This window comes from Azohydromonas aeria, assembly GCF_009760915.1.
Taxonomy (GTDB): domain Bacteria; phylum Pseudomonadota; class Gammaproteobacteria; order Burkholderiales; family Burkholderiaceae_C; genus Azohydromonas; species Azohydromonas aeria.
Window position 1 is genome coordinate 53,665 of the sequence record NZ_VIDQ01000021.1, and the last position, 23,966, is coordinate 77,630.

Below are 23,966 nucleotides of genomic sequence, written 5' to 3' on the forward strand. Positions count from 1 at the left end.
GGTTCTGTACCCGCATCGAGGGCAGTCCGGTCGCGCTGACGGCCGATTGCTGCGTGGAGTCAGCTCCCCTTGCGCTCCCCCGAGGCGGCCATGTCAGCGTTCGCTCACCGCTTCGTCGGACAAAGCAGCCTGCCTGCACGGCTGAGCGATTTCGACCTCGACCACTTCTTCCAGCTTTCCCGGGACGACATCAAGGCGCTGCAGGAGCAATTCCGCGACGAGCACCGGCTGGCGGCAGCGCTGATGGTGCTGTTCATGCGGGTCGCCGGTCGGACACTAGACGGCTTTACGGTCATCCCGCGCAACCTGCTGCGCTACGCGGCGGACGCGGTCAGTGTCTCCGCGCCGTCCATTGCCAGCCTGAGGGCCATCTACCGGCGGCGCCAGACGCATTCCGCTCATCAGCGCTGGGCCAAGGACTACCTTGGCCTGTCCGAGATTGCTCCGGCAGACGAACATGAGCTGACGGCCGCGCTGAAGCTGCAGGCCCAGGATGCACCGCACACCGATGACCTCATCGAAGCGGCCAAGCAGTGGCTGTTTGCGCGCCGCATCCTCATCCCGTCGTCGTTTCGGCTGCTGGAGTGGGCCCGTGCCGCGTTCTGGCAAGGCGAGGATCAGATCGTGGCGTGCGTGGCGAGGGCCGTTCCCGGCGCTCGCGGCAAGCAGCTGATCCATGCGGTCCACACCCTGCGGCCGCCGGGGGACGCCACGCACCTTGAGTGGCTGAAGACGCCGCCAAAGAAGCACAGCCCCACGACGCTGGCGCAGACCGTGGAGAAGGTTCGCTACCTGAAGTCCCTGGGTGCCCATGAGTGGGACCTGTCGGATGTGGTGCTCGCCAGGCAACAGGCCTATGCGCGCCAAATCCGGGGGCGCCGCCCGGTCAAGTCGCGCGAGATCCGCACCAAGCTCCAGCTGGTTGAGCTCGTGTGCTTCCTGCGCGTGGTGCTGCTGGAACTCACCGACACGGCGCTGCAGCAGGCAGGCCGGCGCAGCCAGCAACTGCTGCGCGCCGCGGTCGAGCGTGCCCAAGCCCAGCGCGGCCACGAAGCTGTCGACCTGTTGAAGCAGGCCGTGCAGCTCAAGGGCGTGCTCCACGACGAAACGAAGGATTGGCAGCAGCGCGTGCTGGAAGCGCAGCGCTTGCTCGCCGGCATCGACGGCAGCGCTGAAGCCGAACGGTCATTCGCCTTCCACGTGCGGGCGGTGCTGGCACAGGACTCGCAGCGGGTGCATGCCTGCCTGACAGTTCTTGAGGACCTGGACTTCCAGGGCCAACCCAAGGACGCCGGCATCGTCCAGTGGCAGGCATGGCGAGAGCTGCAACAACGCAGTGCCGGCAGCCTGCCTTCAGGCTCCGCGCTGCCCGACGTAGGCCCGGCGTGGAATCCGCTCGTCCATGGCGTCGACCCCAAGGCTGCCTGGCGTGCCTTCGAGGCCAGCACGATGATGGCGCTGCGCAAGAGCGTGCGCCGCGGCTCGGTCTGGGTAGATCACTCGCTGAGTTTTCGCGAGCGCGACCAGATGCTCGTAAGCGCGCGGCGATCCCGTGTTGATGAGGACGCATCGAGCGTTAAGGATCGTGTCCACTTAAAGAATGATCCCGGTGGCGAATTCGGGGCAGCAGGCGCACAGTTCGGCCTCTGACCGTGCGGCGTGGCGGTGATGGTGGCGCCCGGGTGCGCGGCAAGTTCCAGGAGGCAGGTGATGTCCATGCTTGCCCGGCGCAGAAGCGCCGTTCCCAAGGAGACGGCCCGAGTGGCGCGGTCGATCTACCCCGAAGGCAACGCGGTCATGTACATGCTCGACGTGCTGCAGTTGGCCGTGGCTGACGAAGACTTCGCGGATCTGTTCCCCATCCGCGGTCAGCCAGCGGAGTCGCCTGCACGGCTCGCGCTCGTGACGCTGCTGCAGTTCATGGAGGGGCTTACTGATCGCCAAGCAGCAGACGCTGTCCGAACCCGCATTGATTGGAAGTACCTGCTGTGCCTGGAGTTGACAGACTCAGGGTTCGACCACACCGTGCTCAGCGAATTCCGCGCACGGCTGCTTGCCCACGACGCGGAGCATCGGGTGTTCGAGGCGGTTCTGGCAATAGCACGGGATCGCGAGCTGTTGCACGGTGGCGGGCGGCAGCGCAGCGACTCTACCAACGTGCTGGCCAACGTCCAGGCCTTGACGCGATTCGACCTCGTGACCGAGACGGTGCGGCATGCGCTCGACGCCCTTGCCCGAACAGACCCAGACTGGCTATGCCAGCACGTTACGCCGGCGTGGGTAGACCGCTATGCGCTGCCCACCGGCGAACTGCGGGTGCCCAGGAGTGAAGCCAAGCGCCTCGCGTGGGCCGCTCAGATTGGCGAAGACGGCATGGCACTGCTCATTGCCTTGAACTCTCCAGAGGCCCCCGCGGACTTGCGCCATTTACCGGCCTTGGAGGCCCTGCGCCAGGTATGGGTGCAGAACTTTATGATCGTGCGCACGGCAGAAGGAGAACGCGTTGCCTGGCGCTCCAGGGACAACATTCCTCGGGCTGGCCTCTTCATATGCTCGCCTCACGATACGCAGGCGCGCCGCTGCAGCAAAGGCAAGACCGTGTGGACCGGCTACAAGGTTCATCTGACCGAGACCTGTGACAGCGCCGCGCCGAACCTGATCACGAACGTTGAGACGACCGCTGCCACCGTGTACGACGCCAACGTGACACCTGACATCCATGCTGCCTTGCAAAAGCGCGGCGTACTGCCAGGTGTCCACGTCGCTGATGCCGCGTACGTGAACTCGGCGCTGTTCCAGCAGTCCCGAGAGCTCTACCAGGTGGAGCTCATTGGACCGACCCGCAGCGACAACGAACGGCAAGCCAAAGAACGAAACGGCTTCGCAGCCAGTGACTTCCACATCGACTACGACAATCACCGTGCCGTCTGCCCGGCTGGCAAGGACAGCATCTATTGGAAACCGACAGCCAACCCGTTCGGCAAGCCCATCGTCAAGATTCGCTGGTCGCGCCACGATTGCGGCCAGTGTGCTATGCATGCACGATGTACCAGTTCGATGCCTCCGCAACGGCAGATCACGATAAGACCTCAAGGGCAGCGTGAGCTTCTGACTGAGCGACGCGAGCAGGAAAAGCACGCCGCCTATGCCAGCGAGCATGCGTGGCGGTCCGGTATCGAAGGCACCATCTCGGAGGCGGTCCGCAGCCACTCGGTTCGTCGCACCCGCTACATCGGCCAAGCCAAGACACATCTGGCCCATCTCATGACAGCTGCGGCAATCAACGTCGGCCGCCTACTGCGCTGGGTCACGGGTGAACCGAAAGCCGGCGTGCTCCCGACCGCGTTCCAGCGCCTGTTCACTGCCTTTGCCGGATCCTACTGATCGGCGCGTAAATTGCTCAACTCCATCAGGCTTTTCGAGGAGGCCGGCATGGGACAACTGCTTTCAAGTCGAGCCGTCGACTGGCGCGAAGGCCGACGACTGCGTGCCTGGGAATTGCACGAGGCTGGCTGGACACAGGCGCAGGTCGCCGAGGCACTGGGCGTCACGCCGGGGGCGGTATCGCAGTGGATGCGCCGCGCTCGCGAAGGTGGCGGCGTCACGGCCCTGCATAAGCGCAGTGCACCTGGGGCGGCAAGCAAGCTCTCGGCCGAACAGCAGGCCAAGGTTCTGGCCTGGCTCGACGAAGGAGCCCCAGCGCACGGGTTCATCGGCGAGGTATGGACACGCAAGCGCGTAGCGGCGCTCATCGAGCGCAAGCTCGGCGTGCATTACCACCCTGGGCATGTGAGCAAGCTGCTTCAGTCGTGGAAACGCAGTCCTCAAAAGCCTGCCCTGCGGGCAACGCAGCGTGACGAAGAAGCCATCGAGCAATGGTGCCAGGAGCGCTGGCCGGCCATAAAAAAATCAGGCGCAGCAAGAGAGCCGCAAGGTGGTGTTCGTCGACGAGAGCGGCTTTTATTTGCTGCCGGCGGTCGTGCGGACCTACGCGCCTGTAGCCCACACGCCGGTGCTGCACCACCGACTGACGCGTGACCATTTGTCCGTCATCGGCGCCGTGGCTCAGGATGAGCGGCTGTACTTCCAAGTTCATGAGCACGCCATCACGGAGGTGGAAGTCATTGTCTTCTGCCGCCACCTGCTGCGTCATGTACCAGGCAAGCTGCTCGTGCTGTGGGATGGCGCGCCGATCCATCGCAGCCGCGCCGTCAAGCAGTTCTTGCATGAGGAAGCCGGCGACAGGCTGCACCTCGAACGCTTCCCCGGCTACGCGCCCGAACTCGACCCTCAAGAAGGAATCTGGCGGCATCTGAAGCACGTCGAGCTGCGCAACGTCTGCTGCGCCAGCCTCGCAGAGATCCGTAGAAAGCTGCGCGGTGCCTGCCAACGACTTCGACAAAAGCCTCGCGTCATCCGGGCCTGCATTGCACATGCTGGTCTTGTTTAGATCTCAACGCGCCGATCAGTAAGTAACGCAGCACACCGAACTCTATGTAAAGAGTCAAGCCATTAGTTGCCGGTACACGGTACTGGAACGTAAGCGGCCAGCCCTCCCACCTTGAGTAGCTGGGGCCAGAAGCCAACGATGACGTCCATCAATCGTTAGATGGACATCTATGTACTCAAGGTCGAATCCGCGGCGGCGCCATAGCGCCGAGTTCAAGGCAGCAGTCATGGCCGCCTGCGATGAGCCTGGCGCGTCAGTGGCTGCCGTGGCCCAGGCCCATGGCCTCAATGCCAACCTGGTGCACCAATGGCGGCGTGGCCGGGGTGCGCCGGCAGCTGCGGTCGCGGCGCCAATGGCAGCTCTCAGCACCGAGGCCAGCCCGGTGATCAATACCGCGCCGGTGTTCATTCCCGTAGAGCTGCCGCCGCCCGTGCAGGCACAGAGCGCGGCGCCGGCGTCGGCGCCGCAAGCTGAAGCGCCGCAGGAGATTCACATCGAGCTGCGCCGCGGAGCCGTTACGGTGAACGTGCGCTGGCCCATGCAGGCTGCTGCACAGTTCGCGGCGTGGCTGCGCGAGATCCTGCGGTGATCCGTATCGACAGCCTCTGGCTGTGCCCGCAGCCGGTGGACATGCGCGCCGGCGCCGAGCGGCTCATGGCCTACGTCGTGATGGTCCACGGCGAGGCACGAGCCCACCACGGCTACCTCTTCGCCAATGCCCGTTCCAACCGCGTCAAGCTGCTCGTGCACGACGGCTTCGGGGTGTGGTGCGCAGCGCGACGGCTCAACCGCGGGCGCTTCGACTGGCCGCGTGCCGCTGACTCCAGCCAACGCCTGGCATTGACGCAAGCGCAGTTCGACGCCCTGGTGCTGGGGCTGCCCTGGCAACGGCTGCCGGAGATGAGCGTGATCAGCTGCGTGTAGCTTGCGCCGCGCAGGGGGCCGCGGCGCGCTGGCAACGGCATATCCGCCAATGGATTGCCATGCCGCCGGGGCGGCATGATGCCGGGCATGCGCGACCTCACCGCCAAGGATCTTCAGGGCCTTACGCCCGAGGCGCTTGGCCAGCTCGCGCAGCAGATGCTGCAGCACATCGAGAGCCAGGCCCGCGAGATGGCGCTCAAGGACCAGCAGCTCGAGCTCAAGGACCAGCAGATCCAACGCCAGGCGCGCGACATCGCCTGGCGCGACGCGAAGATCGAGAAGGTCAACTTCGAGCTCGCGCGCCTCAAGCGCTGGCGCTTCGGTGCCAAGACCGAGGCGATGGACGCCCAGCAGCGTCAAATGTTCGAGGACACGATGGCCGAAGACGAGGCCGCCCTCGAAGCCCAGCTGGCAGCTCTGCGCGCCGCGATGCCGCAGACACCGGAGTCGCCGAAGCCGCCGCCACGTCGTCCTCGCCGCCAGGCTCTGCCCGAACACCTGCGCCGCGTCGAGCACCGCCACGAGCCCGCAGACACCCACTGCCCGACGCCGGGCTGCGGCCGCCCCATGACGCGCGTGGGCGAAGACGTCAGCGAGAAGCTCGACATCGTGCCGGCTGAGTTCTTCGTGCACCGCCACGTCTACGGCAAGTGGGCATGCCGCTGCTGCGAGCGCCTGGTGCAGGAGCCGGCCGAGCCGGAGATCATCGATGGCGGCATGGCCGCTAGCGGCCTGGTGGCGCACACGATGATCAGCCGCTTCGTGGACCACCTGCCGTACTACCGGCTGGAGACCATCAACGCGCGCTCGCGGGTGCACACGCCGCGCTCGACGCTGGCGTCGTGGTCCGGCCAGGGTGGCGCGGCACTGGAGCCGCTGTACGAACTGCTCAAGCGCTTCGTACTGAGCTGCGCCGTGCTGCACGCCGACGAGACGCCTGTAGCGATGCTCGACCCGGGCGCGGGCAAGACCAAGAAGACGTACATCTGGGCCTATGCCCGTGGTGCCCTCGATGCGCAGCGCGGTGTCGTCTACGACTTCTGCCTGGGCCGTGGCGGCCAGTACCCGGTAGCGTTCCTGGCCAGCACGGCCGACCCGCCAACGGGGCCCGACGCCGACAAGCCAAGCTCGTGGCAAGGCACGCTGGTGTGTGACCGATACGCCGGCTACGACCAGGCGCTGGACCCCAAGGCGTACCCCGATAGAAGATCGGCGGCGTGCCTCGTGCACGCACGCCGCAAGTTCGACGAGCTGGCCAAGGCCGGGGCCAGCGACGTGGCGGTGCAGGCCATCGAGCGCATCGCCCGCATCTACCGTGTTGAGGCCGAGCTGGGCAGCTTGGCCGCCGATGAGCGGCTGGCGGTGCGCCAGGCCCTGGCGCGTCCGCTGTGGGACGAGTTGCTGGTGTGGTTGAAGCTGCAGCGCCGACGGGTGGCCGACGGCAGCACCACGGCAGCAGCCATCGACTACAGCCTCAAGAACTGGGAAGAGCTCACGCGCAACTTGCACGACGGCGCCGTGCCGCTGGACAACAACCACCTGGAGCAGCAGATGCGCTGCTGGGCCATGGGCCGCAAGGCGTGGCTCTTCTGCGGCAGCGAGCTCGCCGGCAGGCGGGCTGCCATGGTCATGAGCCTGGTGCAGTCAGCCAAGCTCAACGGTCACAACCCATGGGCCTACCTGCGCGACGTGCTCGCCCGGCTGCCGACCCACCTCAACAGCCGCCTTGAAGAGCTGCTGCCGCATCGCTGGAGCCCTACGCCCGAAGGCTGAGTACCTTGCTGGCCTTCCGGCCCTTCGTCAACCGTGGTGCCGCCGGACGCTAACACTGGAACTGCTGATCCGACCTCTCCGCAGACTTGCGATGCATACGCCAAGCTGTCGCAACGCATTCGCAGTTTCGCTGTGAAAGGCCCAGCCCACAGGCGGCTCTGGAAGCAATGATTCCAGTTACTTTTGGACCTGTTTTGAGTTCCGAGTGGGTCAACTCGTTGGCTTTGACGATGGCCGCCATGGCCTATTATTGAGGCGGCAGTAATGTTCTTGAAATCTTGACGCGCCATGATCCCGCTGTGATGGAAGCAACGGACATGAGATCGCTGTCGCGCGAGGCGCGGCACGAGAGGCGCGCGCAGGTAATCCGGCTGCGCCAGGCCCAGCACACCTACGACGAGATTGCAGCGCTCACGGGCCTGAGCCGCACAGGCGTGTTCGACATCTGCAAGCGCCATGAGGCCAAGGGTGCCGAGGGACTGCACGACGCCGAGGGCGGCCGCAAGGTCGGCGAGCATCGCCGGCTCGACGCCAGCCAGGAGGACGAGGTGCAGCGGCTGATCGCCGACAAGACGCCGGACCAGTTGAAGATGGTCTACGCACTGTGGACGCGCCAGGCGGTGGCACAGCTCATCGAGCAGCGCTTTGGCGTCCGACTGCCGGTGCGCACGATGGGGCTGTACCTCTCGCGCTGGGGCTTCACGCCTCAAAAGCCCATGAAGAAGGCCTACGAGCAGTCGCCCGCGGCCGTACGCAAGTGGCTTGAAGAGGACTACCCCGTCATCGCCACGCGCGCCAAGGTCGAAGGCGTCGAGATCCACTGGGGTGACGAAAGCGGGCTGCGCAGTGACGACGTGCGTGGGCGCGGCTTTGCTCCCAAGGGGCAAACGCCGGTGGTGCGCGTCAACAACAAGCGCCATGGCCTGTCGGTCATCTCCACCGTCACCAACCGCGGCCAGATGCGCTGGAAGATCTTCGATGGCGCGCTCAACGCCGCCATCCTCATCGACTTCCTGCGCCGGCTCGTCAAGGGCGCGTCCAAGAAGATCTTCCTCATCCTGGACAACCTGCGGGTGCACCACGCCAAGGCCGTCAAAGCATGGCTGGCCAAACATCACGAGGCCATTGAGGTGTTTTACTTGCCAAGCTACAGCCCCGAGCTCAATCCCGACGAGATGGCCAACGCGGATCTGAAGCAGGCGGTCACGAAGCTGGCGCCGGCGCGCACGAAGCTGCAACTGGTCAAGGCCACCGCGCAGCACCTGCGTAGCGTGCAGCGCCAGCCCCACCGCATCCGCAGCTACTTCGAGCACGAGCCGGTTCGCTATGCCGCCTGATTCAAGTTCATTGATGCCGGCTCAATAGTAAGCTGGCGGCAAACGCACGCTGCAAGAAATGCCGCCGGTAGCAGTGCTCAAATTGCAATGCGGCATGCAGCCGCTGTAGAGAGCTCCACGAAATGTCGTACTCAGACTCTGTCCGCTACAGCCGGGACGGTGACCAGTTCCACTACTACTGGGCCGCCAGGCAATGCCTGCGACTTCTCGACCCGAAATCGCAGCTGGTTGCCGTTAGTATTGAAGGCGCGTCACCGGAAGAGGCGAATGGCCAAGCGGTCGAGCTGGGCGAAGAAGTCATCGACGTCGGCTTGTACTTTGAGCACGAGGCGTTGGCTCAGGCAAGCGCGGTGGAGTATTTTCAGCTCAAGCATTCCACGAAGAACCCGAACGAGCCGTGGACTGCCAGCGGCTTAAAAGAGACGATAGAAGCCTTCTCCAAGCGCTTCAGCAAGTTCTGCGAACTACACCCGGCTGCGCTCGTCAAGGAGAAGTTGAGCTTCACTTTCTTGACCAACCGGCCGGTGGCGCCCGAGGTGGTGCAGACGATAGACGACCTTGCCCGCAACGGCACTGTTCGCGACCAACGGATTGGCGCGTTGCTGACGGGCTACGCCGAGAAGTCGAACGACATCCCCGGCTTCTTCTCGCTCTTGCGGGTCCAGGCAGGTCAGCCGGGGCTATGGGACCAGCGTAACTTGCTGTCGCTTAGCACGAACGTCTTCTTGTCCGACCCCGACGCTGACGCTGCCGGGCAGATCAAGGAGCTCATTCAGCGGCGCGCGACGTCGGAGGGCATGCTCAACCCGACGGTGCGGCGCCACGACGTGCTGAGCGCCTTCAAGGTCACCGAGCCGCATCTTTTCCCTGCCCCGTACGAGGCTGCTTCGGCTCCTGGCGAGTTCCGCCGGGAACAGCACGAAGAGCTGCTGCAGACCATCTTGGATTCCCGCTCTGCGCTCGTCCTCCATGCCGACGGTGGTGTTGGCAAGTCCGTCGTGGCACGCCAGCTGGCCAGTTCGCTGGGGCCTAGCTCGACGTCCTTGGTCTACGACTGCTTTGGCGACGGCTCGTACCGGCGCCCTGATAAGCGGCGCCACCAGCACGTTGACGCGCTTGTACAAATCGCCAACGAGCTTGCCGCCAAGGGGCTGTGCTTTCCCCTCATCCCCACCAGTCACCCGGATGTCAAGTTGCTCATGAGAGCGTTTGCTGCTCGCATCGAGCAGGCTGCACGGCTGCTGCGCGCCAATGATGAGCGGGCAGTGCTGTGCATCATCATCGACGCCGCTGACAACGCGGTCATGGCTGCCCGTGAGCGCAACGAGCTGTCCTTCGTTCGCGACCTCATTCGAATGGACGTGCCCGATGGGGTCCGCTTGGTATTCACCGCGCGCACTCACCGGATTGAGATGCTCGACGCAGGGCCTGATGCGCCGCAGGTGGAGCTGAGGCCGTTTTCACGAGCTGAAACTGCAAGACACCTGCGCCAGTCCTACCCCGATGCAACGGAGGGTGAGGTCGATGAGTTCGCAGTCTTCAGCAGCCACAACCCGCGGGTTCAGGCTTTCGCACTGGCGCAGAAGCTGTCTTTGCGGGAGATGCTGCGCGAGCTGGGACCAACGCCCACGACAGTTAGCAAGACCTTGCACCACCTGCTTGATAAGGCCGTCAAGAGGCTGAAGGATGAGGTTGGAACCGTCGAGGCGCAGCAGGTCGACATCCTGTGCCAATGCCTCGCGGTCCTGCGCCCTCTGGTGCCGATGTCGGTGCTGTCAGCGGTCTCTCAGTGTCCGCAGTCTGCCATTCGAAGCTTTGCCACTGCCTTGGGCCGCCCGCTCCTGGTCAAGGGCGAAAGCCTGCACTTCCTCGACGAGCCGTCGGAGACGTGGTTCCAAGAAACGTTCAAGCCTAGCGCCGGCCAGATGGAGCAGCTGCTTGCGCGCTTGAGACCACTGGCAAGCGAGAGCGGCTACGCCGCGTCGGTGCTGCCATCAATGCTGCTCGACGCCGGGCAGCTCGATGAGCTGGCGGCTCTTGCGCTTTCCGATGACGGACTACCGCGCGACAACCCGTTGGAGCGCAGGGACGTAGAGCTGCAACGGCTGACCTTCGCGCTCAAGGCGTGCTTGAAAGCAGGCCGATACGTTGATGCGGCCAAGCTCGCTTTGCGCGCAGGCGGTGAGTCGGCCGCCGAGACCCGTCAGAACCAACTCCTGCAGGACAACACCGACATCGCAGCGCAGGTGCTCTCCGTGTCGCGCATCGAGGAGATGGTGTCGCGCCGTACGTTCACATCGACTTGGCTGGGTTCAAATCAGCTCTACTACGCCTGCTTGTTGGCCGGCCACGCCGAACTGCACGGCGATGCAAGAAGCCGTTTGCGTCTGGCCAGGGATTGGCTCAACGCCTGGGCGAGACGGCGGTCTGAGGGGGACCGACACGGCGGCGATGTGACGCGTGACGACTGTGCAGTGTTCACCTTGGCCATCCTCAGCGTGCGAGGCGCCGAGGATGCCGCGCGCTTTCTCAGGGGATGGACACCTCGCTCTATCGCGTTCGAGGCGGGCAAGAAGGCCGCCAGTCGGCTCTTCGACCAACTCAACCATGCGGGGGTCGATGCGCTGTTTACGGCCGCTGGCAACAACATTTGGCTGATGCTGGCGCTAGCTTTGGAAAGCGCAAAAGTCGGCCACTCGCTGCCTGAGTTACCTCTTGCGCGTCTGCTTCGCTTGCTCAGCAGCCCTCACGTCAAGCTCGAACTCGATGAGCCCTGGGACAGCCATGGAAGTTTGGTCGACGCCGTAAGCTCAACGATTGTCATCGCAAGGCGCGTCCTTCCCCTACAGCAGTCCATGTGGGCTGCCGTCGTCAAGAAGTTCTTGCCTGCACAGCCTCCCTATGGGCTGGTTGAGCGCTTTGGCAGGGTTAATGCGCCGCTGCTCAAAGCGTACGCCCTGTACGACCGGCTCGCGAGCGCCAATCTCACTCTGCGGGACTTAGCCCGGCCTAGCGTGGCAGAGCACATCAGCGCCGAAGGCAAGGCACTGCACCATAACAGGGAAGCTGAGCAGTTTTGCAGTGATGTGGGCGCCATCTGGCCCTGGTACAAGTTGTGGGCAGCCTGTATTTGCGACGCCTTACCTGATGCCTTCACTTCAGGAGCCGAAGATGCGCTTGCGTTGTTGTCGGGCGCCGACTCGTACCGCACGGGGTTGCGCGACTTTTTGAACGGAGCAGCCGCGCTCGTATGGCTGGAGGCGCTGCGCGACACGGCCGCCGCAGGCGACACGCATTGGCAGCGCTATCGCGTGTGGTTCGAGAAAGTCCGTAGTGGGTTGTCGCCGCAAACGCTCACTGAACTGTGCAGAGCGTGCGCGCACAAAGCCGACCACCATGGCCTCGCGCTGGAGCTTGCCTGTCAGGCGTACGAGCGCATCGAGGGCTTGATCGAAGTGCACGCTGAGGAGCGGGTCACTCAGTACATGCAGCTCGCGCGAGCGGTCTTGCCCATTGACAAGCAAGAGGCATCCGCATACCTCGACCGCGCAGTCGAGATTGCAAGCCGCATTGGAGAGGAAAACCTCAGTCGCTGGAGCGCGCTGACGGTGCTTGCAGCTCGCGCCGGAGTACCTGGCTCATCTCAGCCTGAGCTCGCATACAAGTATTCCCAGGCTGCCGAACTGACCTACTCGTACTCCGAAGATCATTTTGACTGGGGGGCGACACTGCAATCACTGTGCAGGCTGTGCCCCTCGTCTGCACTAGCCATCACAAGTCGCTGGCGTGACCGCGGCTTCGGCTCCTACGAGCGCGTGCTTGCAATGACCATCGAGGCACTCGTCGATCAGCGGCAGCTACCACCAAAGGCGCTCGTGGCTTTGCAGGGCATCGAAGCGCAGTGGCTCCATGAGGTGGCATTGGACGACGCCTTGGCCACCGCCCAAAGCGACTTGGAGCAGCAGCGCTTGCTCACAGTGTGCTACCGGTACGTGCGCGTGCTGGGTGCAAGCAAGGCCCAGTGGCAGAAGTTCGAGGCGCTTGGCCGTGAGCTGGGCGTGGACCTGCTCGACATCGAGCGGCTCGTTGCGAACACGCCTGAGGCCGAGTCAGTTAGCAGCGTCTCAGAAATCCCGGGCTCGTTCACCGCGTCAAGCACGGCAGCCAGTGAGCCAGCTGTCCGCAGCGAAGACAGCCCCGCAGACTGGAAGACCTGTTTGGCAGGCGTCAAGACCGACGACGCTGTGGCCTTAAAGGAGGCATACCAGAAAGCGCGCGCTATTTGCAAAGACTTGAGATTCGAAGATTTCTTGGCTGAGGCGTTGCAGAGCTCGCCTTCGGGCAAGGCCGCGCTCGTCAAAGCCATCAGCAGCTGGGGTAACTTTGACATCTACATGCTGCGCAGCACTCTTTCAGCAATACCGAGCAGCATGCGCAGGCTGGTGTCGGTGCGCCAGGCGCTCAAGCAGGCGCTCTTGCAGGTATGCGTACGTGAGCCTTCTCGAATCTCGCAGCGCTCGCGCTGGCCGTTCCTGCCCTTAAAGGAGCTCGAAAACGAAAGGATTGTTGACAACGTAGAAATCGTAGACGCAGTGCTGAGCGGGTATGTTGACTATGTCGAGCGTGCGGATTCGCCAGAACTGTTTCAGCTCCTTGAGAGTCTTTCGGCCAAGCTCACGCCCGAGCAAGCAGCACAAGCCTTGGAGTACGGCCTGAACCTGCTGCAAGAAACGCTGGTCGACGACAAGGGCGATGGTCCTTGGAGTGCGTCGCTTGTGCCGCCGGCCGAACCACTTCGCGCTCTTGCCGGACACATCTGGTCGGGTCTGGGCTCGCCCCGGTGGGCCGAGCGCTGGCAGTTCGCGCACGCGGTCAGGTGCGTGGCGGAGCTTGAGTGGAACGAACTGCTTGACGAGCTCGCTGGTTTTGCCAATGCGCGAGCCGCCGGTCCCTTTGCCGACAGTCGCTTGAAGTTCTACGAGTGGCACGCCCGGCTGTGGCTTGCCATCGGCTTAGCCCGCGCGGCGCTGGAGGTGCATCGGCTGACACCAGCATGCGTGGCTCTTTTGCGCCAGGAACTGGCCTGCGACCATGTGCTGCTGAGGGGGTTCGCAGCGCAGGCACTCCTTGCTGCAGGATCAGCCGCGAGCGCTGAAGAGGAGCAAGCCTTGTGTGATGTGAACAAGCCAATGCAGCCTGAATTGCTGGTCGAGGGGTACGCCGGCCCACCGCACGACGAGCCGAGCGACGAGCCCAAGGCCGTCAAAGACAAGTTCTACTTCGGCATCGACATCGGTCCGCACTGGTTCTCTCCGCTTGGCAACGCCTTCAACATCTCCCAGCGCTCCGTGGAGCGGCGCGTTCGCGAGGCCAATCAAACTCGCATGGGGGCGCACAGCTTGACCTGGGAGGACGACGCGCGCTACAACCGGGGCGTATTCAGCCGCGACAGCATGGATACCCACCATCGTCACGGCACGATGCCCACGGCAGACAATCTGCAGACATACCACTCTTACCATGCCATGTTCATGGTCGCGGCTGACCTGCTGCGCGAGCGCTCGGTCGTCCATCGCAAAGACAGCCGTGACAACGAGTTCGTTGACTGGCTGGGGAACTATGGCTTGACTCGCCCCAACGGCATGTGGGTGAGCGACCTTCGCGACCCGCCTTTCGTGTGGTCTCCCAAGCTTCCGGGCTACTCGGACAGCCAGTGGTATTGGAGCGTGACGCCCGAGCACTTGGACCGCCAGCTGCTGACTGATCAGCGCAAGTGGGTGCTGTGGGGCCACTGGAGCTTTGGCGAGCGTGGCGACCAAGAAGACGTTACCGTGCGAAGCGCGTTGACCGATGAGTCTGTCGCGCCCGCACTCATTGCCGCACTACAGACGGCGACCTACCGCCCATTCCTGCCTTCTTCTGACGACACCGGCCGTTTGCATGGCGAGCAGCGGCTGCTGCGCTTGGATGGCTGGATCGCACACAAAGACAGCAACGTTTGCATTGATGAGCGCGACCCCTGGGGCCAGGGCCTGCGCTATCCGCGTGCTGAGCCTGACGAGGCCATTTGCCAAGCAGTGGGACTGACGCTCAGTGCCGACGAGCGCACGTGGACGGCCCCCAATGGGGGTGTGCTTCGCTCGGAGTCATGGACTCGTATGGTCGGACATGGCCGGGAGCAAACCGCTGTGCCCGGTTATCGGCTCGCAGCCGACGGCAACCTCATCGATGCACTTCTGGCGGCCCGGCCCGGCCAATGCCTCATCATCAGCATCGATGTACGCCGAAACCCGACCGACGATGCAGCCAAGCGTGACGAGGTCGAGCCTTACCCCTGGCCGTACGCGCGCTACTACATGCTGACGCACGATGGAAAAATTAGAACGCTCTGAGGCCCTGCTTGCGCTCGGCAAGCGCTTGGTTAAAACGCTATCCAGCGACGAAGACCTGATATCAGACTGGATGGCCCACCTCATTGCTGAACGCATGCAAGCAGTGGAGGCGGCCAGTCCCGACCAGCGACCGGCGGCGCAGGAGGCCTGCGCGCGCGAAATTGTTCGACTCTGGCAACACCGCTACACCGCGCCCGCTGGCGTTAACGCGCTGGCTGACTTGCTGCCGCTGGCACAGACCATTGAGTCCTTGCAACCAGGCGAGCACCGCTTTCGATATGCGGCTCGCGTGCTCGGTCTTGCTGCAAACGAGAAAGGCGAGAGCCGCTCGGGCTGGCTGGACTTCGCGATGCAAGCCGACCGCACGGCAAGGGACGTCATCCGCTTCGCTCTGCATCAGGCAGCAGCGGAGGTCACTGACGACGGGGACTTCAAGCGTGCTTTGAACGAGGCGCTGGGCGCCGAGATGCAAGTGACTTTCGAGCTGCAGCTCATCGAACTGCTTGGGCAGCATCGAGGCGAGCAAGCCGCGAGCCAGCAGCGCGATGACGCTGCGCGGGCAGACGCAGCGCGCTTGGAGGCTTTTGCCGCTGCGGCCATGCAGGTGGCAGCTGACTTACGTAGCAGTTGCACCGCCGACCCCGACCCACATCCTGCAGCACGGCCGGCAGATAAGGACTTGTAGTCGGACTCGGTGACCTTCTCGTTGATGCCCGTGACGCCACAGGCTGAAGAAGGTTGTGGCACAAGCCCTCTCCTTCAGTCGCTTCTGCCGGCATATGCCTCGACCACTCGCAGCTTCCACGCCCATCGCGGGCAAGAGGCTCAGTCTCCCACCCCCAAGTGGTTCTCCTCAGTACGCTGCCAAGTAGATTCAAAATCGTGGCGCCTCCCAGCCTACATGACTACTTGCAAGGTAAGGGCACGGTGATCTCGTCGTGAGGACAGCAGAGCCAATCAACTGGCCGTGGGTAAGCGTTGCGGCTGGGCCCTTCTTGGCAGGGCTTGAACCCATGAGCACGATCGCCCGACCGTGCTGACCTTCTCATTTACGAGATGTGCACGATCAGGGAAGTGCACACATGGACAAGCGAGTCATCACGGACAGGGCCCCGCGGCGCCGGCACAGTGCGGCCCTCAAGCGCGAGCTGGTCGAGCGCAGCCTGCAGCCCGGGGCGTCGGTGGCGGCCCTGGCGCAGGAACATGGCATCAACGCGAACCTGCTCTTCAACTGGCGGCGGCTGCACCTGGAGCGGCAGGCCGCAGCCCGGCTGCCCGCCGAGCCGGCAACGGTGCTGTTGCCCGTGACGGTGGAGGAGCCGGTCGCCGCATTGGCGGCCCCGCACGCATGCGCACCGGCAACCCCAACGCCGCGGCGCGCGGGCACGGGCGTCATCGAGGTGGAGATCGGTGCGGCGCTCGTGCGGCTGCGCGGCGTGGTGGACGAGGCCAGCATGCGCAGCGTGTTGCAGGCGCTGCTGGAGCTGCGGTGATCGGGCTGCCAGCCGGGACGCGGGTGTGGCTGGTGGCCGGCCACACCGACATGCGCAAGGGCTTCGACGGCCTGGCGGCGATGGTGCAGACCGCGCTGGCGAGGAACCCGTTCGAGGGCCATGTCTTCGTCTTCCGCGGCCGCCGCGGCGACATCCTGAAGGTCTTGTGGTTCGACGGCCAGGGCCTGATGCTGCTGTCCAAGCGGCTCGAACGCGGGCGCTTCGTCTGGCCCCAGGCGACCTCGGGCAGCGTCTCGCTGACGCCGGCGCAGCTGTCGATGCTGCTGGAGGGCATCGACTGGCGCATGCCGATGCGCACGCACACACCTGAGCTCGCTGCCTGAGCCGAGCGTGTTGCACGCGGCTCACGAGGCGCTGGTCAGCTGCCACGCGGAGCGGCACAGTAGGGCCCATGCCGCTGCCGCCTGGGCCCCACACCGTCGAGTCGCTGCTGCGCGTCATCGAGGCGCGCGACGCGGAGCTGGTGCTGCTCAAGCTCATGAACGAGAAGCTGCGGCTGCAGTTGGCGCGCCGCATCCGGGAGCAGTACGGCGCTTCCAGCGAGCGCTTCGACGACGGCCAGCGCACGCTCATCGAAGCCGCGCCGCTGCCGGCGGAACTGACCCCGCTGCCCAAGGTGGTGCCGGCGCCGGCAGCCAATGCGCCGGCCCTGGACCGCAGCCTGCCCGCGCACCTGCCGCGCGAGGAGCTGGTGCACCGTGTGCCGGCGACGCACGCCCACCACGACAGCGCTGGCCAGGCCTGCGGCTGCAGCGCGTGCGGCGGCCGGCTGCGGCGCATCGGCGCCGATGTGTCGGAGCAGCTGGAGTTCGTGCCCGCGCGCTTCAAGGTCATCCGCCATGTGCGGCCGAAGCTCGCCTGCGTGAAGTGCCAGACCATCTTCCAGGCCGAGGCGCCGAGCCGCCCCATCGTGCGCGGCATCGCCGGCCCGGCCTTCATGGCGCACGTGACGGTCTCGAAGTATTGCGACCACATCCCCCTGTACCGGCAAAGCCGCATCAACGCGCGCAGCGGCGTGCACATCGACCGCTCCACGCTGGCGCGCTGGGTGGGCCGGGGCGAGAAGCTGCTGGACCCGCTGCTGGCGGCGCTCGGCCGCTACGTGCTGGCCGCCGAGAAGCTGCATGCCGACGACACGCCCGTGCCGGTGCTCTCGCCCGGCAAGGGCAAGACCAAGGAAGGCCGGCTCTGGGTCTACGTGCGCGACGACCGCCCGGCGGCCAGCGAGGACGCACCGGCGGCGTGGTTCCGGTATTCGCCCGATCGTGAGGGCCGCCACCCGCGCAAGCACCTGGAGAAGTTCCGCGGCGTCCTGCAGGCCGACGGCTACGGCGGCTGGCTGCGGCTCTACCAGCAGGGGCAGGCCATCGAGGCAGCCTGTTGGGCTCACGCGAGGCGGCCGTGGTGGGACCTGTACGTCAGCACCGGGCGCGGTGAGGACTCGGTGGCCGCGCAGGCGCTGCGGCGCATCAAGGCGCTCTATGCCATCGAGGAGGACATCCGCGGGCAGCCGCCGGACGTCAGGCGCGCGCACCGCCAGGCCCGGGCCGGTCCACTGCTGCAGGAGTACCACGACTGGCTCACGGGCATGGTGGGTCGCGTGTCGAGGAAGTCGGACCTGGCCAAGGCCATCGCGTACTCGCTCACGCGCTGGCAAGCCCTGACGCGCTACCGCGACGACGGCCGCATCGAGATCGACAACTCGGCCGCCGAGCGCAGCCTGCGTGGGATTGCGCTCGGAAGATCGAATTACCTCTTCATGGGCTCGGACGCCGGCGGCGATCGCGCCGCGGCCATGTACAGCCTGGTCGAGACGGCCAAGCTCAACGGGCTGGACCCGGAGGCCTACCTGCGCGCCGTGTTCGAGCGCATCGCCGAGCACCGCGTCGACCGCGTCCACGAGCTGCTGCCCTGGAACATCGGCCGCGCCCAGCCGCTGCCGCAGCGCCAGGCCGCCTGAGAATAGCGGCCCGAGAGACCGGCCACGCGGGTGCGCCGGCGCGCTACTCCAGGGAGACGACGGCGGTGGACACGCAAGGCCCCAACCCCAAGCTCATCGACGCGCTCAGCCAGGCCAGCAGCCTGGAACTGTTCCAACTGAGCACCATCATCGACCGCATGCTGGCTGACCCGCGCCGCATCATCGCCGTGCGAGCCAACATGCACCTGGGCCAGACGGTGCGCTTCCTGGACTGGCACGACGGGCGCATGCGCAGCGGCAAGGTCGTGGCCATGCGCGACCACCAAGTGACGCTGCACGAAACCGACGCGCGGCGCGAGTGGAAGCTGCCCTACGCTGCCATCGAGCCGCCGCCGGCCGGAGCCCAGCCGACCGCTTCCACCGCCGCGCCGCCCACGCCGGCGGCGCCGTCACAGCCGGGCCGGGAAGACTTCCGCTGCGGCGAGAAGGTGTCGTTCGAGGATCGCTATATGCAGACCCAGATCGGCACCATCGTGCGGATCAACCAGCGCACCGCGACGGTGGAAACCGCGGACGGCCCGGGCTGGCGGGTGCCGTTCCGGCTGCTGCGCCACGTCGTCGATATCTGACTTCGGCGGCCTGTGCCAGTAGGGTGCGGGTGCCACGCTTACCGCGCGCGCCCGGTGAGCTCGGGATGCGCGGCGAAGAAGGCTTCGACCTGCGCGGCCGTGGCCGGCCCCCAGCCCGGCGACCGCTGTCCACCAGCGCCGGCGGCGCGGCACCCTCAGCGTGAGTTCGGCCAGCGTCCGGATGCCCGCCTTGCGCAGGACCGTCGCCGTGCGTGAGGGCAGCCAGCGGTCCACGTCGTCACCTATGAGCGGCTGCGGCATGGTGAGGCTGAAATGGCTCTAGCGGCGTCCTTGCTTCATTGCATCTTGCTTGATTTTCAGCGTTTGTGTGACAAGGGTGTAGGCGCCGGCAAAATCTTCGTAGCGACTCTTGTGGACTGAAAACGTAAATAGAACCGCAACGTCACCTTTGACCGTAGCCATGTACCTTGTGTAGTAGTTTTCTACCTCGGAGCCCAGCAAGGTTGCGTCGATCCACAAAACTCCTTGAATGTCTGTCTGGATCGGAGACTTCACGATCGTGCCGCGGCCAGTGGCGGGGGGAATCTGTCCCAAGTGCAATTTATAAGCTGCTAGCGTATCGTCGGGTCCGGCCAGCTTGGCAGCCATGATCATCATCGCTGGGTAGTTCTTCCCAGTGGGGCTCGGAGGTGTACACACGAATTCAGTCTCTTCCTGCTTGCATTTCCACCCATCGGGAAGATTGAATGAAAGGTAGATGTTCTCAAACCTTTCCGCGGCGGTCACTGTCGCACACAAAACTGAGCTTACGGCCGCCAGCCATTGCGCTTTACTCATACGGTTTCCTTCCCCGTCATGCTGCTTAATTTGGCGTCGCTATGCCAACCTGCGCTCACATGGGTCCAGATACGGCCGCTGTCGTCGACTGTCCGAGCAGCTTGATATGCATCGTAGAGGTCTACGCTGGTGAGGACACTGGCTTGACAACCGCGTAACGCAGCTACGAGGTTTTCATCCAAAATTGCTGCCCTTTCTTGCGGTGCGACAGCGACCTGCCAATTCGCGACCACAAGTATGGGTAGCATTTCCATCTGCAGGCGTGCAGCCAAGAGTTCAACGTGGAATCGTCGAATCAAATCTGGCTGGGTAAGTGCGACAAGAAGGAAATCTCGCCCGTCCGGACTTATAAGGTGCTTGCCCGTTGAGGCTGCTATGCGTGAATCGACTGCACCCATCTCGATGAGTATCTGTCCTGCAAGCTCCACTAACTCGGTGGGGTCGGCAGCAGTCAGTATTCGTGTGAGCTTGCGCGCGCTTGAGATCTCGTCGCGCAAAACCTGCATCTGTTCCCGTACTTTGAACTCTGCCTTTGCCAGTTCTTCGTACTTGCCTTCGGCGAGTTTGGCGCTCGGCAAGTCATAGATAAGCATCCAGTCTGGGTCTCTCGGGGCAAATCTTTGCCGCCAGTTGTACTCCCTAATGAAACTGTCGCTTACGCGATGGTCTTCAATGTGTGCAGCCAAGGTGATCAGATTTTCACGAAGCGCCTCGGCATCAGCGATAGGCATTGAGCGCGCGAGGTATGGGAACACGCCTGCAAATCTTGCGTCCTTCGCGAGGGTTGCTTGTTCCTCTGGTGTTGTATCTAGGAGGCTGAAGTGCGTGAAAAAATCTCTGATTCGATCATGTCTGAAACGAATTTCCTGGGCGGTTGCGTTACCCGATGGATCGGAGAAGGTTCGCACATGCGCGAGTTTTGCGCGAATGAGTTCGGCGACTTCCGGTTTAAACGGTAGCTGTCCAAGGTCTTCCTGATCTTCAAGTCGTTGCTTGAGAACGGCCCGTGAAAAGGCCAAGCTTCTGAAGGTAATTTCCTGCGTATGCAGCGCGCGTACAACCGCGTCAAACTGCTGCTTTTCGAGAGCGAAAAGATCGGGAACGCCTCCTTGCGACAGTAGGACAGCCACTGATGTGAGGTCCATCGGATTGGCAAGGATTTCCTCGAACGCCTGCGCTTCTTCAGGCGATGTAGACTTTGCCCATATGTCTTCAAGGAATGCGACTGCTGCTCTCTTGAAGGCCTCTTCACGGACAAATGAGCTGTCTGGCAGGATTTCCGCGCGGGAAACAAGAAACTCACGAATCTGGTCTTTGTCCAGCGGAAGAAGTTCAAACGTTTCAATACCAGTAAAGCCTCGTAGCGATATCTGGCTTGCGACTAGAATATTGCCGTGTGGGTAGTTGCCCACGAACGCCGTGATTGCGTCTTGCGTGGTGAGGTCGACTTCGTTGTATCCGTCAATGTACACCCACATGCGCCCAGCATAGATTACCGATTGAAGGAGGTTTTGGTCCGATCCAACGCTTTTCATGCGCCGCGTGATCTCAGCCTCTACGCCCCCGCGACACTGATCGGCTCTCAAATAAACAACTACGTCATGGTTGTGCCTCGCGCGCTTGTCTAGACAGAATCTCAGAAAACTGGATTTTCCCAAGCCGGACTTGCCAAGCAAAAGTACGCGCCCTTTGTGTCGCGCGAGCGCGGACGTAATCGGCAACACCGTCAAGTCTTTTTTCTCAATCACTCCAACGTGTGCAGGTCGATGGTGAACGTGACTTTCAGTGAAATAGCCTTGAGACTGCGAGACAAGGCCGTTCGATTCATAAACGTCACGAAGGAACTCGGGTGCGAATGGAGCAAACAGTCGATGCCTCGCGAAGGGGACATACAACAGGAGTAAATCCACATATCCAAGACCAAGCATCTTGCGAACGAACGGGTTCCAGAACACCAAGGCTTGCAGAGTTGGCGATTTTGGATAGGCTAGTAGTAAGATTGCCCATAGACCGAGGTGGGCGAAAACCGCCCCCGGTACAGCAACTAAAATAGTGATGAGTAATCGTTTACGCCACTCCGTCCGCAATCGTGATGCAGCACCCGGATCTTCTTTGTCTAGCGCCTCTTCCCACCACGATAGCGCGCGTTGTGATTCAAGGTCATAAGGAAGCTCCGTTCCGGCTGAAGCCACAAGTGCTGCCATCTTTGACCTGAGACCATTACCGGCCGACTTAAACGCTTGATCCTCTCTAAGAGACTTTAAGGAACGGAGGACCTCGGAGGGATGAGTAAAGCTTTGAGCATTCCATTGCCTAGCAAGTACGGCTACCGGTTCCTTGCTGGGATAAAGAAGGCCAACACAAGCTCTAAGCACATCGGTCGTCGAGCTGTCTGGGTCAGCGTCCATAATATTGATCCCGATACTCGCAGCGAGCGGTCTACCCGGCGCCATTTGGAAGCAACTGGCTGATGGTGCATCGGACCATTTCGCTTGCTCTGCCTGCAGCCGGGCAAACTCTGGATCGTAGCGTACCAACCTAGCTAGCCACGCTGCACCGGTTCCTTGCAAATCATTCCGCGTCAGTATGTCTGGCAGTGCCGCTGAATCCGGCCGCTTGAATGCTGACTTTGGCAGGTTTGCATCGTACGCCCTGCCAAGCAAAACGAGTGCAGTCCGCGTGACAACTTGGTGATCAGCGAGAGCTGCATTGAATACATCCTGTTTTGCTGCAAGCTGGTCAGCAGATGCCAACGCGATAAGTGCAAAGGCCCGAGAAACAGGATCTACACCTTCGTCCGTAGCCACCTGCGCTGCGCGATCCAAAACTGCTTGAGGCCCGGCGCCGGCGGCTTGAAGAACTCTAAAATAAAGTTCAAAGTCGAGCCCATCCTGTGATGGCTTTGCAGTGTTCCAGAAGCCAATCTGTTCAAGTTGTGTCGCGGATGGTCTTACCCCAGCCAGCAACAGCTGTTTGGCTGCCTTCCAGTCCCGCGCCCCTAGTCGAACGCCGAGCTCATTCGATAGGTGTTGTGAAATCTGGGTCGATCGCAGCTTCCAATCAGCAAGTTGCTGAATTCCAGTCCTTCGAAATAGATCTGTTAACATCGATTGGATGTCCTCGACCTTGCTGGCCTGCTCCAGGTACAAATCTACTGGGGCGGCGAAGGGCTCGCGGCAGTCGTGTGCATTCGAGACTATGTTTTTCCAAAATTCGGCCAACGTAGGTTGGCTGGTTTGAGCCCTCGCAGTCAACACTGCCATTCGGTAGCGCAGCGCTTTACAGTCTGCCAAGCCATTAACAGTTTGGTCGTAGAGATCCAGGGGAAAAGCTGATACTGCCGCAATTGTCGAGGGCGGAGCACGCTTGACCCATTCGGCAGCCAATTCGGCCTGTGACCATGTTTTTGGCAGCGCAGAAGCTGCGGTGTTGGCGTATAGCGTTTCAATGAACTTCGGAGCCTTGTTTCTCAGAAGATCATGGACAGCAATCCATTCCGGGAGACGCCTCTCGCCAGTGAGCAGCCGCGCTAGATCATCAACTAATCTCCCGACCATTTCTGGAGTGCCGTGAGGCCCGTGGAGATACTGCACTGCTGCCTTGTTCGCTGCCAAGTCGGATGAGGTGAGCGCAGTCTTGACATCGATTTCCTGCAGCTTTGCTCCGATTCTCAGCAGCATCGTTCGCGCAAAATTACGACGCTCAACAGCCGTTTCATCTGTCGAGCTTGTTGCCATCCACCTTCTCAAGTCAGATTCAACCGGTTTCGCATCCTCGGCCTCATGTTCAAGAAGCATGCTGAAAAGTTCACGGCGCGCTTGGTCTGGCAAATCTCCTTTCTCCAAAGCCGCGATGACGGAGGTAACGACCTTTGGCGGCAGGTGACGGAACCCTCCAGCCGTTGAAGCTAGGCTTGCGATCAGTGCTGAGTTTTTAGCAGCAAGAGCTTCCTCTAACTCTGAGACGAACATTGCTGGAGCAAAGTCTCGAAGCCTGCTTTTGTTCATCGCAGGCGTATTCCTTATTCGGGTAAGAGCGACAGAATCTGCCTTCTCAAGAACTCGCTCGAGCGCTTGACTGCCGACGAGCCGGGTCGCCACGGCCTCAATGACTTCATCAGGAGCGTCTTGGAGTAGTTCTATCGCTCCAGCGGCGAGTCGCCCGTCAGCTGGGTCAAGCAAAGAGATCCACGAATCCGCGAGCTCTCGTGCTTCTTGTCGAGTGAAGT

General features: G+C 62.9%; 16 protein-coding genes and 1 pseudogene. 14 read left to right on the plus strand and 3 right to left on the minus strand.

Annotation, left to right across the window (positions count from 1 at the left end; translation table 11 throughout):
* The first annotated feature begins 90 nt into the window (after nucleotides 1-90).
* From FJ694_RS14560 to FJ694_RS14620, 14 genes are all read left to right on the plus strand, one after another.
* A complete protein-coding gene (locus FJ694_RS14560) occupies nucleotides 91-1,650 on the plus strand; it encodes a DUF4158 domain-containing protein (RefSeq protein WP_157267968.1) in 1,560 nt (519 codons plus the stop codon).
* 60 nt (nucleotides 1,651-1,710) lie between these two features.
* Nucleotides 1,711-3,384, plus strand: coding sequence for an IS1182 family transposase (locus tag FJ694_RS14565; protein WP_157267969.1), 1,674 nt, complete (start codon nucleotides 1,711-1,713; stop codon nucleotides 3,382-3,384).
* Nucleotides 3,385-3,432: 48 nt separating this feature from the next.
* Entirely contained in the window at nucleotides 3,433-4,038 is a 606-nt protein-coding gene (locus FJ694_RS36705) for a winged helix-turn-helix domain-containing protein (RefSeq protein WP_198320839.1), read from the plus strand.
* Complete coding sequence (locus FJ694_RS36710) at nucleotides 3,938-4,450, plus strand: transposase (protein ID WP_232540036.1); 513 nt, start codon at nucleotides 3,938-3,940, stop codon at nucleotides 4,448-4,450. The genes FJ694_RS36705 and FJ694_RS36710 overlap by 101 nt, the downstream gene beginning before the upstream one ends.
* Before the next feature lie 169 nt (nucleotides 4,451-4,619).
* Entirely contained in the window at nucleotides 4,620-5,039 is a 420-nt protein-coding gene (gene tnpA / locus FJ694_RS37610; protein ID WP_157267970.1) for an IS66-like element accessory protein TnpA, read from the plus strand.
* Nucleotides 5,036-5,374 (plus strand): IS66 family insertion sequence element accessory protein TnpB, encoded by a 339-nt coding sequence (tnpB, locus tag FJ694_RS14580; protein ID WP_157267971.1) that lies wholly within the window; start codon nucleotides 5,036-5,038, stop codon nucleotides 5,372-5,374. Before tnpA (FJ694_RS37610) ends, tnpB (FJ694_RS14580) begins: the two co-directional genes overlap by 4 nt.
* A 189-nt stretch (nucleotides 5,375-5,563) precedes the next feature.
* Entirely contained in the window at nucleotides 5,564-7,147 is a 1,584-nt protein-coding gene (gene tnpC / locus FJ694_RS14585) for an IS66 family transposase (protein WP_157268006.1), read from the plus strand.
* Nucleotides 7,148-7,449: 302 nt separating this feature from the next.
* Nucleotides 7,450-8,484, plus strand: a complete 1,035-nt coding sequence (locus FJ694_RS14590) for an IS630 family transposase (RefSeq protein ID WP_157267972.1) — start codon at nucleotides 7,450-7,452, stop codon at nucleotides 8,482-8,484.
* A 122-nt stretch (nucleotides 8,485-8,606) separates the two neighbouring features.
* Nucleotides 8,607-14,876, plus strand: a complete 6,270-nt coding sequence (locus FJ694_RS14595; RefSeq protein WP_157267973.1) for an ATP-binding protein — start codon at nucleotides 8,607-8,609, stop codon at nucleotides 14,874-14,876.
* Nucleotides 14,854-15,561 (plus strand): hypothetical protein, encoded by a 708-nt coding sequence (locus FJ694_RS14600; RefSeq protein ID WP_157267974.1) that lies wholly within the window; start codon nucleotides 14,854-14,856, stop codon nucleotides 15,559-15,561. The genes FJ694_RS14595 and FJ694_RS14600 overlap by 23 nt, the downstream gene beginning before the upstream one ends.
* A 397-nt stretch (nucleotides 15,562-15,958) precedes the next feature.
* The gene (gene tnpA, locus FJ694_RS38085; protein WP_157267975.1) at nucleotides 15,959-16,369 is read left to right on the plus strand and encodes an IS66-like element accessory protein TnpA; all 411 of its coding nucleotides are present in this window, start codon (nucleotides 15,959-15,961) and stop codon (nucleotides 16,367-16,369) included.
* Entirely contained in the window at nucleotides 16,366-16,713 is a 348-nt protein-coding gene (gene tnpB, locus FJ694_RS14610) for an IS66 family insertion sequence element accessory protein TnpB (RefSeq protein WP_157267976.1), read from the plus strand. Before tnpA (FJ694_RS38085) ends, tnpB (FJ694_RS14610) begins: the two co-directional genes overlap by 4 nt.
* 68 nt (nucleotides 16,714-16,781) lie before the next feature.
* A complete protein-coding gene (gene tnpC / locus FJ694_RS14615; protein ID WP_157267977.1) occupies nucleotides 16,782-18,350 on the plus strand; it encodes an IS66 family transposase in 1,569 nt (522 codons plus the stop codon).
* A gap of 65 nt (nucleotides 18,351-18,415) precedes the next feature.
* Complete coding sequence (locus tag FJ694_RS14620) at nucleotides 18,416-18,940, plus strand: hypothetical protein (protein ID WP_157267978.1); 525 nt, start codon at nucleotides 18,416-18,418, stop codon at nucleotides 18,938-18,940.
* Nucleotides 18,941-19,042: 102 nt separating this feature from the next.
* Here the strand turns inward: FJ694_RS14620 and FJ694_RS14625 are convergent.
* The 3 genes and pseudogenes from FJ694_RS14625 to FJ694_RS14635 all read right to left on the minus strand — a co-directional run.
* Nucleotides 19,043-19,201 (minus strand): annotated as a pseudogene (locus FJ694_RS14625) (phage integrase family protein); the annotation flags it as partial.
* An 18-nt stretch (nucleotides 19,202-19,219) separates the two neighbouring features.
* Nucleotides 19,220-19,738 carry a hypothetical protein gene (locus tag FJ694_RS14630; protein WP_157267979.1) on the minus strand — a complete coding sequence of 173 codons (519 nt, stop codon included), beginning with the start codon at nucleotides 19,736-19,738 and terminating at the stop codon, nucleotides 19,220-19,222.
* Nucleotides 19,735-23,838 (minus strand): NACHT domain-containing protein, encoded by a 4,104-nt coding sequence (locus FJ694_RS14635; protein ID WP_157267980.1) that lies wholly within the window; start codon nucleotides 23,836-23,838, stop codon nucleotides 19,735-19,737. Before FJ694_RS14635 ends, FJ694_RS14630 begins: the two co-directional genes overlap by 4 nt.
* Nucleotides 23,839-23,966 lie beyond the last annotated feature (128 nt).

Bases quoted from the DNA above. Each gene is read 5' to 3' on its own strand.
- FJ694_RS14565 (WP_157267969.1), top strand. From the start codon at position 1,711: ATGTCCATGCTTGCCCGGCGCAGAAGCGCCGTTCCCAAGGAGACGGCC.
- FJ694_RS14595 (WP_157267973.1), top strand. From the start codon at position 8,607: ATGTCGTACTCAGACTCTGTCCGCTACAGCCGGGACGGTGACCAGTTC.
- tnpA (WP_157267970.1), top strand. From the start codon at position 4,620: ATGTACTCAAGGTCGAATCCGCGGCGGCGCCATAGCGCCGAGTTCAAG.
- FJ694_RS14590 (WP_157267972.1), top strand. From the start codon at position 7,450: ATGGAAGCAACGGACATGAGATCGCTGTCGCGCGAGGCGCGGCACGAG.
- FJ694_RS36705 (WP_198320839.1), top strand. From the start codon at position 3,433: ATGGGACAACTGCTTTCAAGTCGAGCCGTCGACTGGCGCGAAGGCCGA.
- tnpC (WP_157267977.1), top strand. From the start codon at position 16,782: ATGCCGCTGCCGCCTGGGCCCCACACCGTCGAGTCGCTGCTGCGCGTC.
- FJ694_RS14630 (WP_157267979.1), bottom strand. From the start codon at position 19,738: ATGAGTAAAGCGCAATGGCTGGCGGCCGTAAGCTCAGTTTTGTGTGCG.
- FJ694_RS14600 (WP_157267974.1), top strand. From the start codon at position 14,854: ATGGAAAAATTAGAACGCTCTGAGGCCCTGCTTGCGCTCGGCAAGCGC.
- tnpC (WP_157268006.1), top strand. From the start codon at position 5,564: ATGGCGCTCAAGGACCAGCAGCTCGAGCTCAAGGACCAGCAGATCCAA.
- FJ694_RS14560 (WP_157267968.1), top strand. From the start codon at position 91: ATGTCAGCGTTCGCTCACCGCTTCGTCGGACAAAGCAGCCTGCCTGCA.
- tnpA (WP_157267975.1), top strand. From the start codon at position 15,959: ATGGACAAGCGAGTCATCACGGACAGGGCCCCGCGGCGCCGGCACAGT.